The organism is Photobacterium profundum (assembly GCF_003026285.1).
GTDB classification, from domain to species: domain Bacteria; phylum Pseudomonadota; class Gammaproteobacteria; order Enterobacterales; family Vibrionaceae; genus Photobacterium; species Photobacterium profundum.
This window is the reverse complement of sequence record NZ_PYOD01000025.1, coordinates 1-14733: the sequence shown is the minus strand read 5'-3', so window position 1 is coordinate 14733 and position 14733 is coordinate 1. Positions and strand designations below refer to the sequence as shown.

Here is a 14733-nt window from a genome sequence, read left to right as displayed (position 1 = left end):
ATTAGGTAATTATTCACCGTATGGGTGAACCTTGATAATAGTTTCATTACGATCTGGACCAGTCGAAATAATATCGATTGGCACACCCGTTAACTCTTCAATACGAGCAATGTAATTTAATGCTGCTTGTGGAAGCGCATCAAGTGTCTTAGCACCAAACGTATTTTCAGACCAACCAGGCATTGTTTCGTAAATTAGCTCTAGGTTCTCGTAAGCATCTGCAGCCATTGGAGAAACACTTAAAGTTTTACCGTCTTGAGTTTTGTAACCAGTACAAATCTTGATCTCTTTTAAGCCGTCCATTACGTCTAGCTTAGTTAGGCAGAAACCCGAGATTGAGTTGATCTGTACTGCACGACGCATAGCCACGGCATCAAACCAACCAGTACGACGTAAACGACCTGTCGTTGCGCCAAACTCGTTACCAACTGTACCTAGGTGCTTACCAACTGGGTCTTGCTTATCTAGACCATCGTATAGCTCAGTCGGGAATGGACCTGCACCTACACGTGTACAGTATGCTTTCGCGATACCTAGGATATAACCTAAGTGACGAGGACCGAAACCAGAACCAGCAGCAACACCGCCAGCAGTAGTATTAGAAGATGTTACGTACGGGTAAGTACCGTGGTCAATGTCTAGAAGTGTACCTTGTGCACCTTCAAACATGATCTTGTCGCCACGCTTACGCGCCTCATCAAGCTCTTGTGTTACATCGATAACCATCGCAGTTAGCACGTCAGATTGCGCCATAACGTTTGCTAGTACTTCATCGTAGCTTACAGGTTCAGCATTGTAGTAATGCTCAAGCTGGAAGTTGTGGTAAGCCATAACTTCTTTAAGCTTCTCAGCAAATGCTTCTTTATCGAATAGATCGCCAACACGTAAACCGCGACGTGCTACTTTATCTTCGTACGCAGGACCGATACCACGGCCTGTTGTACCGATAGCTTTCTTGCCACGCGCAACTTCGCGCGCTTGGTCAAGAGCGATATGATACGGAAGGATTAGCGGACAAGCTTCTGAAAGGAACAAACGCTCACGAACAGGAATACCACGTTCTTCTAGTGGACCCATTTCTTTCATCAACGCATCAGGAGAAAGTACAACACCGTTACCGATAATACACTTAACATTGTTACGCAGAATGCCTGATGGAATCAGGTGAAGGACAGTTTTTTCACCGTCAATGACTAGGGTGTGACCTGCATTGTGTCCGCCTTGGTAGCGAACTACATATTTTGCATCTTCGGTTAATAGGTCTACTATCTTACCTTTACCTTCGTCACCCCATTGGGTGCCAAGAACGACTACATTATTTGCCATCTTCTTCGTCTATCTGTAGTTAAAAAAGGATTCTAGCACCTTACTGTACGCCTTGCAGTCATTTTTTAACGGTAAGGAATATTTCAGCAAGAAGGGTATCACGAATACATACTTACCTGATTTACATACTGCGATACATCATGTAAGCAATAACACTGCCAGTAACAACAAGGCATCCGCCAATGCGGCGTAAGTTGTTATCATTCTGTTGGCTTAGCTGGCTCACCATATCTCGCCACCCTTTAGGTGCAAGTAGTGGACCTAACCCTTCAACAATTAAGACTAATCCTAGTGCCATCCAAATCGTATTCGACATATCTTGTTTCTCTGTAATAACACCGTGGCATTGTTGCCACAAAAAAAAAGACAAGGCTAATGCCTTGTCTTCTTATCTAACATCAACCGCGTATTAGTTTACGCCGTTCGACTCTTTCATGTACTTAAAGAACTCTGTATTCGGATCAACGATCAGAATATCGCTCTTAGAACTAAAGCTCTTCTCATACGCCTTTAATGAACGTAAGAAGTTATAGAACTCTGGATCTTGATTAAATGCATCAGCATAAATCTTAGCAACTGTTGCGTCGGCACTACCACGAAGCACTCGTGCTTCACGATCCGCTTCTGCAAGAATTTTCGCTACTTCAAGTTCAGATTGAGCACGGATTACTTCCGCTTTCTCTCTACCTTGTGCACGGTGCTTACGCGCAACAGACTCACGCTCAGCTCGCATACGACGGTATATAGATTCACTGATCTCATCCGGAAGGTTGATTTTCTTCATACGGAAATCAACAACTTCAACACCCAAATCTTTCATTGCACTTACTTTTGTTTCAGCAAGTACATCTGCCATGATTTGATCACGCTGACCTTCCACTTCTTTACGAGGTGCAACTTCAGCAATAATCTCATTCACAACGGCTTCAGCAGCAGCAGGTTCATCTACAACTTCAACAATAGCTTTACGCTCTGGGCCTGAAACAATTTGCTTGATTTCTTTCGAACCAATTTCGGCACGAAGGTTATCAACAACTTTACGCTTTAAGAGTGCTTCAGCAGTCGACTTATCACCACCACCTGTTGTTAGGTAGTACTGACCAAAATCACTGATACGCCACTTTACGTACGTATCGATGATTACATCTTTTTTCTCTGCTGTTACAAAACGGTCAGCTTGGTCATCCATTGTCTGCATACGTGCATCTAGTGTACGTACACGGTCAAATAGTGGCACTTTAAAATGTAAACCAGGCTCGTAAATACGAGCAACTTCAGTATTGTTGTCTTTCAAGATACGACCAAAACGTACCACAATACCGCGCTCACCTTCATTCACTACGAATAAAGACATGAGTAACAGAGCGATAAAGATGACAACCACTGGGATCATTAATTTACGCATGATTAATATCTCCCTTGACGGCCAGTATCAGAACGTGGTGACGTCGATGCTGGAGTTGGGCTTTCAACCTTTTCAAGCTCGATACCATATGAACTGCTTGATGTACCGGCTTTAGTCTTCGTATCACCAGATTGATTCATTAGTTTATCAAGCGGTAAATACAACAAGTTACCATTCGACTTAGAGTCAATCATCACTTTGCTGGTATTGCTGTAAACACGTTCCATCGTTTCAAGGTACAAACGACTACGCGTTACATCTTTAGCAACTTCATACTCAGGCAATAATTTCTCAAATTGAGCCACTTCACCCAGAGCACCATTGATGGTTTTCTCAGAATAACCTTGTGCTTCTTTCTTCAAACGTTCTGCATGACCAGTTGCTTTAGGCAAAATATCGTTGCTGTAAGCTTCAGATTCACGCACAAAACGTTCTTCATCTTCTCGTGCGGCAATCGCATCATCAAAAGCATCTTGTACTTCTGATGGTGGACGTGCTGACTGGAAGTTCACATCAACAACAAGGATACCCATGTCGTAATTTTCAATGATCTTCTCAATCGCTTCTTGAGTACTCGCTCGAATAACCTGACGACCCGTTGTTAAGGCCTCATCCATCGTCGAATCACCAATCACAGCGCGCAATGCAGAATCTGTTGCTTGGCGTAAACTATCATCAGCATTTGTTACGCTGAATAAGTAGTTTTGCGCTTCAGAAACACGGTATTGCACATCCATTTCTACTTTCAATACGTTTTCATCTTTGGTTAACATTAAACCAGAGCTGCGTAGTGAACGAATTGCCTGAACGTTTACCGGCGTAACTTCATCAACAAATGTAGGCTTCCAGTTAAGGCCAGGATCAACCATTTCATAAAACTTACCAAAACGTAATACTACGCCTCGTTCAGCTTCACCAATGGTATAGAAACCTGAAAAACCCCAAACTGCAGTAGCCAGCACTGCAACTACCCCTAAACCAATAGCGCTGCCACCAGTTGAAGGACCTTTTTTATTTCCATTCCCAAAAATACCACCAAGTTTACGACTTAGTTTTGAAAAAACCTCGTCGAGGTCTGGTGGTCCTTGCTCACGTCCGCCGCGATTCTTATTACCCCAAGGGTCTTTATCACGGCCGTCGTTGTTACCAGGCTCATTCCACGCCATTATAGAACTCCATCAATATGATATGACGACAGTTTTAATCCATTAAGCAACGATAAAGTCATCTAACAAATTACTTTCTTTTTTTTGTAACCGTGACCAATCGGCCAACGGTAATCGAATATCAACCATTAGGCATCCATCAGATTCATACTCTTCACGCAAAATACAGCCAAGCTGATAAAACTTACTTCGATATCGACCCGCATTCTCAGGCGGTAAACGTAAAGTATGTTTTACCATGGTGCCAGAAAGACGTTCAGTTAACGCTTGGAACAATAGGTCAATACCTATACCTTCCATTGCAGATACCCAAACACAACGGGGAAGCCCGTCTTCATCTCTTTCTATGCGAGGTTCAGCACCTTCCAAGCAGTCAATTTTATTCATGACTATCAAGCGAGGTACATCACCAGCATCGATTTCATCTAGCACTAAATGAACTGCGTCCATGTTTTCACGGAAACGCTCATCACTGGCATCAACCACATGAAGCAACAACGTCGCTTCTTGGGTTTCTTTCAGTGTTGCTTTAAATGCAGCCACTAAATCGTGGGGTAAGTGACGAATAAATCCTACTGTATCAGCCAGAATTGATGTCCCCACATCAGCTACATCTATTTTACGTAATGTTGGATCCAGTGTTGCAAACAGCTGATCAGCTGCGTACACCCCTGCATCTGTAATGCGATTAAACAAAGTAGATTTACCGGCATTGGTATAGCCGACCAGAGAAATAGTAGGAATTTCAGCACGGTTTCGTGCTCGTCGTCCCTGCTCTCGCTGTTTTGACACTTTATCTAATCTACGTAAAATTGTCTTAATGCGATCACGCAATAAGCGGCGATCCGTTTCCAGCTGAGTTTCACCCGGGCCTCGAAGACCAATACCACCTTTTTGACGCTCAAGGTGAGTCCAGCCTCGAATTAATCGAGTTGAAATATGACGTAACTGAGCAAGTTCCACTTGAAGTTTACCTTCGTGGGTACGTGCACGCTGGGCAAAAATATCAAGGATTAAACCTGTTCTATCTATCACCCTACATTGACACAATTGCTCAAGATTACGCTCTTGCGCTGGAGATAGGGAGTGGTTAAATATGACAATTTCGGCTTCTTCAGCACGAACTGCATCGGCAATTTCTTGCGCTTTACCTTCTCCCACATAGTACTTAGGGAGGGGAGTTTTTCGGCTACCAGTGACAACACGTAGCGTATTCACTCCCGCAGAGGAGACCAGCATTTCACATTCGCTTAGATCTTCCCATTCCCCGTCTTGCGTGAAGTTGATATGAACAAGAATCGCCTGTTCACCGGCTTCATAACGGTCAAACAAGCAATCAACTCCTTACTTTGAATAAAATATTATTCTTCTGCTTTTTCTGGGGTAGCTGGACGATCGCTCGCATGGTGATGATTCACCGGACGAGCTGGAACAACTGTAGAAATTGCATGCTTATAAACCATCTGGTTAACAGTGTTTTTAAGCAGAATCACAAACTGATCAAATGATTCAATCTGGCCTTGAAGTTTAATGCCGTTCACCAGGTAAATTGAGACCGGTATTCTTTCACGACGCAGCGCATTCAAAAACGGGTCTTGTAGAGATTGCCCCTTAGCCATTCTTTTTTTCCTTATTTATTTATTTATTTGTAGTTGTAATTAGCAACGAACACAAACTAAAAAATACGCAAAACAATTCAGAGTATACACGCTAATCAAACATCACATCTAATTGAGTTTGTGACTGTTTGTAACGCAGCATCCCCATTATTGCTATCCAACCACGTCAAATCTTTCCAGCCACGTAGCCAGGTAATTTGACGCTTCGCCAATTGACGGGTTGCACAGACACCACGGAAGACCGCTTCGTCTAAATCACAATTCCCGCCCAAGTAGTCCCACATCTGTCGATAACCAACGCAACGAATTGATGGCAAATCGGGGTGAAGATCACCTCGCTGATACAAAGCACGTACTTCTTCTTCAAAGCCAGCTTCGATCATGTTCTCAAAACGTTGTTCGATCCGTTGATGTAAAACAGCCCTATCCTTGGGTGCTATTGCAAATTGATGAACCCGATATGGCAATGGTTCACCTTGAGTTTTCGTCAACTCAGTTAATGTTTTACCTGAAATACGAAAAACTTCTAATGCTCGAGATAAACGTTGTGGATCATTAGGATGGATCCTAGCTCCCGAAACTGGGTCAATCCTTACTAATTCCTCGTGCAAAAATTGCCAGCCTTTCTCTTGTGCTTCTCGTTCTATCCCAGCTCGAACGTCTGGGTCCGAAGCCGGTAAAGGTGACAAACCTTCAAGTAAAGCCTTGTAGTACAACATAGTACCACCGACCAACAAGGGTATACGCCCTTCTGCAACTATATCAGCCATTTCTTTAAGTGCATCAGTCCGGAAGTCTCCAGCAGAATAACTTTGCGCTGGATCACGAATATCAATCAAACGATGCGGTGCTAACGAAAGTTCTCGCTCATCCGGCTTCGCAGTTCCGATATCCATCCCCTTATAAATAAGGGCAGAGTCGACACTAATCAACTCTACAGGCAATTGTTCTCGCAAACGAATAGCAAGATCAGTTTTTCCTGATGCAGTTGGACCCATAAGAAAAATAGCTTGTGGTAATGGCTTACTCATATAAAAAGGCTTCTATTGCTTTACTAACATCTACGGGGCGAAGTAAATATTGGTTATGTTGTTCAATATCACTTCCCCACAGTTGTTCTAGTTCGGTCACTAATTGGATCGCCTGAGACAAACTAAATGTATCAACGGGCATCACACACTGTGTTGCTAACCAATCCCATAATTTATCCCAGCCCTGTGCGTCAGGATCTTCTGCGATAGATAACAAGTAGGTTAACAAATTTGGGATAAGCTGTTGTAAGTTTTGCTGCCTTAAAGGCAAACAAACCGACAAAATAATTAATCCAGACTTACCTTTCGCTTTTAAATTGATACCTAACTGTTTTAAAAGCAGTGCATGTTGCTCTGCACATGCTATCAAATCTGACTCAACAGGCACTGAATGTGGGATCAATAACGGCTGAGGTTTCAATCCTTCCGTGGCAGCTAAGCGTAACTGGCCTTTATGATGCAAGCGTTGAGCATGATCGAGTGACAGTACATGAATACCATCATGCCGACTAACCAATAAATAACGCTCTGCCACAATACTCAGTGCTTTGCCTAACCCGACTCCAACTTGGGTATCAACCACATTTTGTCGAGTAACAGCAGTGGTACGGCTCTCACCAGTTAACGTTGTACTAGCTTTTGCTGATGCGCCTACCGATGAAGCGTGTGAAGGTATTGATGGTGGTGTTTGAATGAGTCGTTGATAAGCCGCGACTTCCTGCTTTGAAGGCCCGATTTCTGGTTGATATCCAGCATTATTACGTCGTTGAGCTGTATCATAACTCGATTGCGAACTTCGCCCTGATCCGCTATTCCCATTACTCTGTGGTGAAAGGCTATCGATAGCACGCTTACCATTTGTATAATCTGAACGCTCTACTGCACGATCATTGCGTTCTCGCTTATCATTTCGTTCTTGGTGTTGTGTATTCGATGCTGACTCACTCGCCACAGAAGAAGACAACCATTCTTCAGGTTGCGCTTTATTCGGGTAGTTTGGGCTGTCTGCAATTGCCTGTAATGCGGGCGCGGCTTCTGCTATTTGGTGAGAGTGAGCACTCTCTACCGATTCAGAGGCAGTATCAGCATAAGGTGTCGCTATTGCGCTTGCCCGCTGTGGCGCATGATAACTCTGCTGCTCATCCATCGCCCCTTGCTGAAGAGCACTTTGAATTCCCTGATAAATAAAATCATGTACTAACCGAGCTTGGTGAAAACGCACCTCATGCTTAGCTGGGTGTACATTCACATCCACCTGATGAGGGTCAACTTCAATAAAGAGCACATACGCTGAGTATTGATCGGAGGCTAAGTTGGCCTCGTAGGCTTGACGAATAGCATGATTGATCAGCTTATCTTTCATCATGCGACCATTCACATAACAGTACTGAACATCATTTTGTGACCGTGACCCTTGCGGCGTGCAAATCCAGCCTGATAATTTTAAATCACCATGCTCAAGCTCCACTGCTAATGCATGTTGCAAAAAGCTTTGACCACATGCCGATACTAAACGACGCTCTTTTTGAATTTGTGTTTGGGAAGCGCGATATTGACGAATGGTCTTGCCGTTATGACGCAAGGTAATCGACACATCGAAGCGACTAAGCGCTATGCGCTTTAGCAGTTCATCAATGTGATTAAATTCTGTTTTTTCAGTGCGTAAAAACTTACGACGAGCAGGAGTATTGAAAAAGAGGTCAAGTACTTCAATTGTGGTGCCTATTGGATGTGCTGCTGGTTTTAACTGCACATCCATATCTCGCCCTTCAGCATAGGCAGACCAAGCTTCTTCTTGAGTTGCAGTGCGTGAAGTGAGGGTTAAACGCGAGACAGAACTAATACTGGCCAATGCTTCACCACGAAAACCGAGGCTAACAATGGCTTCTAAATCATCTAATGAAGATATTTTAGAGGTTGCATGGCGACTAAGTGCCAGCCCGAGTTCATCCTTCGCAATACCTTTACCGTTATCGCGAATACGGATCGTACGGCTACCCCCTTTATCGATATCAATATCAATACGAGTGGCACCGGCATCCAGACTGTTTTCGACCAGCTCTTTAACCACAGAGGCTGGTCGTTCTACGACTTCACCTGCTGCAATCTGGTTTGCCAGCCGAGCAGGTAAAATTTGAATCGGCATAATTAACTTCTTGGTATAATTAACGTCTGACCAACTGCTAGTTTATCAGACTTTAGCTTATTAGCATTACGTATGCTATCTACCGAGACCCCATAACTGGTTGCAATTTTACCCAGAAATTCACCGCGCTTAACTTTATGGCTAATCGACTTAGGCGCATCCACTTCCACTTTTAACTTTTGCCCGACCATAACATTGTCAGACTTTAGGTTATTAAGCTGACGAATACTGTCCATCGTAACGCTGTATTTACTGGCAATTTTACCCAGGTAGTCACCACGCTGTACCTTATGTATCACCACTTTCTTAACCGTTGCTGGCGAAGAAGACGCTGATATAGAAGATGTTCTCACTGTATTCGATGCCGAAGAACCAGGAATGATGAGAACCTGCCCAATATGCAAATTATTCGACTTCAAGTTATTCACTGACTTGATCGACGATATCGACACCCCATAACGCTTCGCAATCACACTCAATGACTGCCCTGATGTTACTTTATGTTTCACACCACCTTTGCGAGAAGCAAATAACGTTCCTTCCGGAGGGTTAGTTTCAAAATACGCCAAGATACCTTTATAAATAGCATTGGCTAACTTATTTTGGTGCGATGACGAATTTAATAAACGTTCTTCGGTTGGGTTAGTTATAAACCCAGTTTCAACCAACAACGATGGAATATCTGGCGACTTCAGTACCGCTAAACTTGCGTGTTCTGGTTTGCTTTTATGCAAACGCGTCACTTTGCTGATTTCCTTTAATACATTGGTAGCAACTTCATAGCCTTCTTTGGTCGAATTGCCGAATTGCAAATCAAGTACCGCCATACTGAGGTACTGATCATCATTATCACCAGACAGTACATCACCGCCACCCAGCAATTCAGATTGCTTCTCTTGCTGTTCTAGCCAACGTCCTATCTCGCTATTTGCACGTCGAGTATTAAGTACCCAAACGGATGCCCCGCGAGGCTGGGGCTTAGTAAAACCATCAGCATGTATTGAAACTAATAAATGTGATTTATTTTTACGTGCAATTTCAGAACGCTTATTCAAATTCACAAAGTAATCGCTGCTACGTGTCATTACAGCTTTCATACCTGATGTCGCATTAATTTTGGCTGCCACTTTTTTAGAAACAGCTAATGTTACATTCTTTTCATATTTTCTGGTTGGTCCGATAGAACCTGGGTCTTCACCACCATGCCCAGGATCAATCGCGATAATGATATCATCACGCCCTGAGGGTAATTGTGCCTGTTGGTTAGTGGTTACTTTCCCTGGGGGCTTTTCTTTCTGGGCTATAGAGGCTGCCTTACCATGCGGCAAATCGAGCACTAAGCGATAACCATAATGACCATCTGGCGTCGGTGCTAATGTGAATAGCTTGGGTGTCATACCCGTTTTCGTTTCAAAAACAAGGCGAAAAGATCCCTTATCAGGAGCACTGCTACTACGAATTTTCGTCAATACAGCACTGTCACTTACGATAACAGGTAGTTTAGTTTTTAATGATGTTGTTTTTAAATCAACAACTAAACGGTTAGGTTTAGTCAGTGTAAAATAGGAATATGTCGCCTCACTTTTCATATCAAGCACAACACGTGTTTCATCTGGCGCTGGCCAAACTCGAACACCTTTCAATTCATTAGCTGCAACGATGGAGCTAAATAGCCCCACCATGCCTAATACCCAAATCGTTATACAGGAACGAACAGACATCCTTATCAACACATCTCCAAACGCTTAATCAACATGCAGCCATACTCATTATTGGCTGTAATCGTTACTTGTCGCTGTTCACCTTGATAACGTAATTCCAAGTCGATATCAGGCTCCGGTAACAAGCCCTGCCCTTTTTCAGGCCATTCCACTAAACAAATGGCGTCATTTGTAAAGTAATCACGGATCCCCATAAACTCTAATTCTTCAGGATCAGCAAGACGATATAAATCGAAATGATACACTTGCCAAGGTGGTAACTCGTACGGTTCAACCAAGGTATAAGTCGGGCTTTTAACATTCCCCTTATGTCCTAAAGCACGAATAAAACCACGACTAAACGTTGTTTTACCTGCGCCAAGATCACCATGAAGATAAATCGTTGTCTGGCGTTCACATGCCTTAGCAAGGCTAAGGCCTAAATCTACTGTTGCCTGCTCATCAGCAAGAAAGGTTTCAAATTTTTGCATTATTATCTTTATCTTGGGTTTATTAATTGTCGAATATACGGAAATAGATCACTTGCCAGCATACCACGCTCTCCCTTCTGAGCGCATAAATCAGCCGATTTACTGTGGATCCATACGCCTACACAGGCAGCATCCGCTAAGGATAATCCCTGCCCTAATAACGCGCCAATAATACCTGATAGTACATCGCCCATGCCACCAGTAGCCATTCCTGGATTACCGGCAGTACAAACCCAAAGTTGCTGTCCATCAAAAATAAGGGTTCCCGCACCTTTTAATACCGCCACACCACCGTACTTTTGTTGCAACTTTCGCACAGCAGCAAAACGGTCACGTTCAATCTCGTTAATAGCCATATTTAATAAACGTGCAGCTTCGCCTGGGTGAGGCGTTATTATACGATTCTTTTTATAGTCTGGTGATTGTGCTAATAAGTTCAATCCATCAGCATCAAATACCGTCTTTTTTTCTGTTGATCGTACAATATTGAATAAAGCTTTACTCCAATTACTCGTTCCTAGCCCTGGTCCCAATACGACAACATCAGCCCATTCGACTCTTGAAATGCTCTTATGGGCTTTGTCAGACCAACCTTGTACCATTATTTCAGGTCTTGCGGTTACGATTGACAAAATATTGTCAGGTTGCGTAATAACCGCCGACAGCCCAGCCCCCGTTCTAGCACATGCCTCTGCAGCTAAACGAATTGCTCCCGCCATGCCAATGTCACCACCAATACACAATACTCGGCCATAAGAGCCTTTGTGCGCTGAACGATGCCGTACAGGTAAACACTGCTTAACATGATTGTGCTCTACACGAAATGCGGTTGGTTTTACAACGGTTAAAAAAGTACTCTCCACTTCAAGATCGGCATACAATAACTCACCACAGTGATGGCCAGCTTGACCAGTACACAACCCTTGCTTTATACCAATAAAAGTCACGGTTAACGTCGCATTAATCGCAATGCCAAGCTTTGCGCCAGTATCAGCGCAAAGCCCTGAAGGAACATCAACAGCAATAACTGGTTTACTGACTTGATTCATCATTTCGATATAACGAGCGATATTCACTCGTACCGTTCCGCTTAGCCCAGTCCCTAATAAAGCATCGATGATGACATCCGTTGAAGTAAATGTGGTTGTATCAGAAAATGACTCAACTTTACCGCCAGCAGCTAGCCACGCATCTTGCGCTCTAGCGGCATCCCCCATCAGTGTTTTGGCTACATCAAGTTGCAAAAGTTGCACGTCTAAGCCTGCTTGAAGGGCTAAGCGGGCAACAATATAACCGTCACCACCATTGTTTCCGCCTCCGCAACAAACCGTTATCGAACGCGCGGCTGGAAAACATTTCTTTAAGGTAATGAACACCGCTTGACCAGCACGTTCCATAAGTTCGTACATATCAATATGTAATATTTTTGCCACGGCTTTTTCACCGTTACGAACCTGTTCCGCTCGATATAGCTTTGTCGGTAACTGCGCAATCATCATTACCTGCCTTCTAATCTATCGCCAAGTATATAAATGCTTCACCATAACGATGGCACATATTAATTGAATAAAAACACACTCAAACCACAAAGGCTTTCAAGTTAATAAGTAAGTATAAAAAAAACTCAGCATTACACGAGAAAAACAGTCAAAACCTTGAATATATGCCACATCAATTGATGGACTATTTCTTCCGTTCTAGCCCTTTTGGTTTTAATCTTATGTGGTACACTTCGCACCCCATAATTTACGGCTATTCTCTAACTATCATGAGCATCGATTACACCGCACTCACCCAGCAAATAAAGCTATGGGGAAAAGAGCTAGGATTCCAAGACGTCGGGATCTGCGATGTGGATCTGCAAAAACATGAAGCCCAGTTACAACGCTGGTTAGATGCAGGATACCATGGAGAAATGGATTGGATGGCACGCCACGGAATGATGCGTGCTCGCCCAGCTGAATTGTTGCCGCATACCGTTCGCGTGATCAGTGTAAGAATGAACTACCTGCCTCCAGAGGCTGGATTTGCTCAAACACTCAAGCAACCGCTCAAAGCTTACATTAGTCGTTACTCTCTGGGGCGCGATTATCACAAGCTTATCCGTAATCGCCTTAAACAACTTGGTCAACGAATTGAAAAAGAAGTCGGCCAATTTGGATACCGTCCGTTTGTTGACTCTGCGCCAATTCTAGAGCGTCCATTAGCTGAAAAAGCAGGGCTCGGCTGGACAGGGAAACATTCATTGATTCTAAATAGTGATAGTGGTTCTTGGTTCTTTCTTGGCGAATTGCTCATTGATCTACCACTTCCCGTCGATACACCTCAAGAGAACCAATGTGGTAAATGTGTTGCCTGCATAACAAGCTGCCCAACTGGCGCCATTGTTGAAGAAGGCATTGTCGATGCACGACGCTGCATTTCTTATTTAACGATTGAATTTGATGGTGTAATACCAGAAGAGTTAAGAGAGAAGATAGGAAACCGTATATACGGTTGTGATGATTGTCAGTTAGTCTGTCCATTTAGCCGTAACGGTGAAATCACGCAAGAAACGGATTATCACTGCAGAGACAACTTGTATCAGCAAGATTTAACAACGCTATTTTTATGGGATGAAGCTACATTTCTAAAGAATACTGAAGGCTCTGCCATTCGCCGTATTGGTCATATCCAATGGCTACGAAACATCGCGATAGCAATGGGGAACGCACCTTATAACGAAGACATTCTTGAAACGTTAAACTGTCGATTAGCCCTCAATGAGATACTCGATATACATATTCAGTGGGCAATAAAAAAACAACACGACAAATACGCCAAGAATGCGATTGATGTACTACCATCAAACACGAAAAGATTAGTTCGCATTGTCGAGAAAGGTCTTCCACGAGACGCTTAGCAACATTCAAAATCACGAGCCCGCATACTGTAATACACTGAAGTTATACACACAAAGTGAGAGCTAGCCTACATTCTTAGTGAATGTGGAAAACATTTTCAACACTTCTCTTTCCTACCTGTATCTAAAACATTAAACACAGGTGGTGGATAACAAATCCCGTCTATTCACTCCATAACGAAGCATACTGATCAAGCTGTATATAAGTATAATAAAAACAGAAAAACAGCCATATAAAACAGCACTTTAGCCTGTTAATAATCATATTGTGGATAATTAAAAAAAGAGGAGAGCAAGGAGAGATATAGAGTTATTCACACCGTATCAGCACATGTAATCAACTGACTTACCCACAGACTGATTTTTGTGGATAACTCTGTGAACTAAGCGCTATTTTTCACTTAACAACAAGGGTATAAAGCCTGAAAACATAAGTTTCCATGCTGCTTTATGATTTGGATAAATGAGAGCAGATACGTATTGCAAGCTCTTAAGTATAGCGATGCTATGAAAGGCTTATTACCGTATTTTGATACCAATGCTTCACAGGATTGGTGACTACAGCGCATCTTATTTGCTTTTTATCAGATAAAAAAACCAACCTCATAGAGGCTGTACTGATATATAAACTAAGATGATATATTGAAGCTGATTGCTTCTTATGGTCTTTTAAACCAATGTTTAAAAGCGCTTTGAGGCAACACACTAGATTGTCGGTAATCGATAAACCCAGGAATGCTACATGTGCTACTACTTCCCAGTAGTAGGTATGCATAACTCACTATATAAGTACTGCATATCTTGTCTCTCAACAAGTAAATTGGTTGCGGGAGCTGGATTTGAACCAACGACCTTCGGGTTATGAGCCCGACGAGCTACCAAACTGCTCCATCCCGCGTCCGATTTATATTTCACCGTTAAAGTACGGTAACAACTATTGTTTCATC

Annotated in this window: 12 protein-coding genes and 1 tRNA gene; 1 reads left to right on the top strand and 12 read right to left on the bottom strand. The window is 43.0% G+C overall.

Annotation, left to right across the window (positions count from 1 at the left end; translation table 11 throughout):
* Nucleotides 1-9: 9 nt before the first annotated feature.
* The 11 genes from C9J48_RS26310 to C9J48_RS26260 all read right to left on the bottom strand — a co-directional run bounded on the left by C9J48_RS26310 (nucleotide 10) and on the right by C9J48_RS26260 (nucleotide 12383).
* Nucleotides 10-1326, bottom strand: coding sequence for an adenylosuccinate synthase (locus tag C9J48_RS26310; protein WP_006233806.1), 1317 nt, complete (start codon nucleotides 1324-1326; stop codon nucleotides 10-12).
* 121 nt (nucleotides 1327-1447) lie between these two features.
* On the bottom strand, nucleotides 1448-1642 hold the full coding sequence (locus C9J48_RS26305; RefSeq protein WP_006233807.1) for a DUF2065 domain-containing protein: 195 nt from the start codon (nucleotides 1640-1642) through the stop codon (nucleotides 1448-1450).
* A gap of 93 nt (nucleotides 1643-1735) precedes the next feature.
* Entirely contained in the window at nucleotides 1736-2731 is a 996-nt protein-coding gene (gene hflC, locus C9J48_RS26300; RefSeq protein ID WP_006233808.1) for a protease modulator HflC, read from the bottom strand.
* Nucleotides 2732-2733: 2 nt separating this feature from the next.
* On the bottom strand, nucleotides 2734-3897 hold the full coding sequence (hflK, locus tag C9J48_RS26295; protein WP_006233809.1) for an FtsH protease activity modulator HflK: 1164 nt from the start codon (nucleotides 3895-3897) through the stop codon (nucleotides 2734-2736).
* Between the two features lie 42 nt (nucleotides 3898-3939).
* Nucleotides 3940-5229: a ribosome rescue GTPase HflX gene (hflX, locus tag C9J48_RS26290; protein WP_006233810.1), complete on the bottom strand. Its 1290-nt coding sequence runs from the start codon at nucleotides 5227-5229 to the stop codon at nucleotides 3940-3942.
* Between the two features lie 29 nt (nucleotides 5230-5258).
* Nucleotides 5259-5516 (bottom strand): RNA chaperone Hfq, encoded by a 258-nt coding sequence (gene hfq / locus C9J48_RS26285; RefSeq protein WP_006233811.1) that lies wholly within the window; start codon nucleotides 5514-5516, stop codon nucleotides 5259-5261.
* 95 nt (nucleotides 5517-5611) lie between these two features.
* Nucleotides 5612-6547 carry a tRNA (adenosine(37)-N6)-dimethylallyltransferase MiaA gene (gene miaA, locus C9J48_RS26280; protein ID WP_006233812.1) on the bottom strand — a complete coding sequence of 312 codons (936 nt, stop codon included), beginning with the start codon at nucleotides 6545-6547 and terminating at the stop codon, nucleotides 5612-5614.
* Nucleotides 6540-8693 carry a DNA mismatch repair endonuclease MutL gene (gene mutL / locus C9J48_RS26275; RefSeq protein ID WP_006233813.1) on the bottom strand — a complete coding sequence of 718 codons (2154 nt, stop codon included), beginning with the start codon at nucleotides 8691-8693 and terminating at the stop codon, nucleotides 6540-6542. Before mutL ends, miaA begins: the two co-directional genes overlap by 8 nt.
* A gap of 2 nt (nucleotides 8694-8695) precedes the next feature.
* On the bottom strand, nucleotides 8696-10375 hold the full coding sequence (locus C9J48_RS26270) for an N-acetylmuramoyl-L-alanine amidase (RefSeq protein ID WP_006233814.1): 1680 nt from the start codon (nucleotides 10373-10375) through the stop codon (nucleotides 8696-8698).
* A gap of 44 nt (nucleotides 10376-10419) precedes the next feature.
* On the bottom strand, nucleotides 10420-10884 hold the full coding sequence (gene tsaE, locus C9J48_RS26265) for a tRNA (adenosine(37)-N6)-threonylcarbamoyltransferase complex ATPase subunit type 1 TsaE (protein WP_006233815.1): 465 nt from the start codon (nucleotides 10882-10884) through the stop codon (nucleotides 10420-10422).
* 8 nt (nucleotides 10885-10892) lie between these two features.
* Entirely contained in the window at nucleotides 10893-12383 is a 1491-nt protein-coding gene (locus tag C9J48_RS26260) for a bifunctional ADP-dependent NAD(P)H-hydrate dehydratase/NAD(P)H-hydrate epimerase (RefSeq protein ID WP_036804459.1), read from the bottom strand.
* A 269-nt stretch (nucleotides 12384-12652) separates the two neighbouring features.
* Here C9J48_RS26260 and queG point away from each other — a divergent pair, with 269 nt between their 5' ends.
* Nucleotides 12653-13786 (top strand): tRNA epoxyqueuosine(34) reductase QueG, encoded by a 1134-nt coding sequence (gene queG / locus C9J48_RS26255; protein ID WP_006233817.1) that lies wholly within the window; start codon nucleotides 12653-12655, stop codon nucleotides 13784-13786.
* 821 nt (nucleotides 13787-14607) lie between these two features.
* Here the strand turns inward: queG and C9J48_RS26250 are convergent.
* A tRNA-Met gene (locus C9J48_RS26250) sits at nucleotides 14608-14684 on the bottom strand.
* Nucleotides 14685-14733 lie beyond the last annotated feature (49 nt).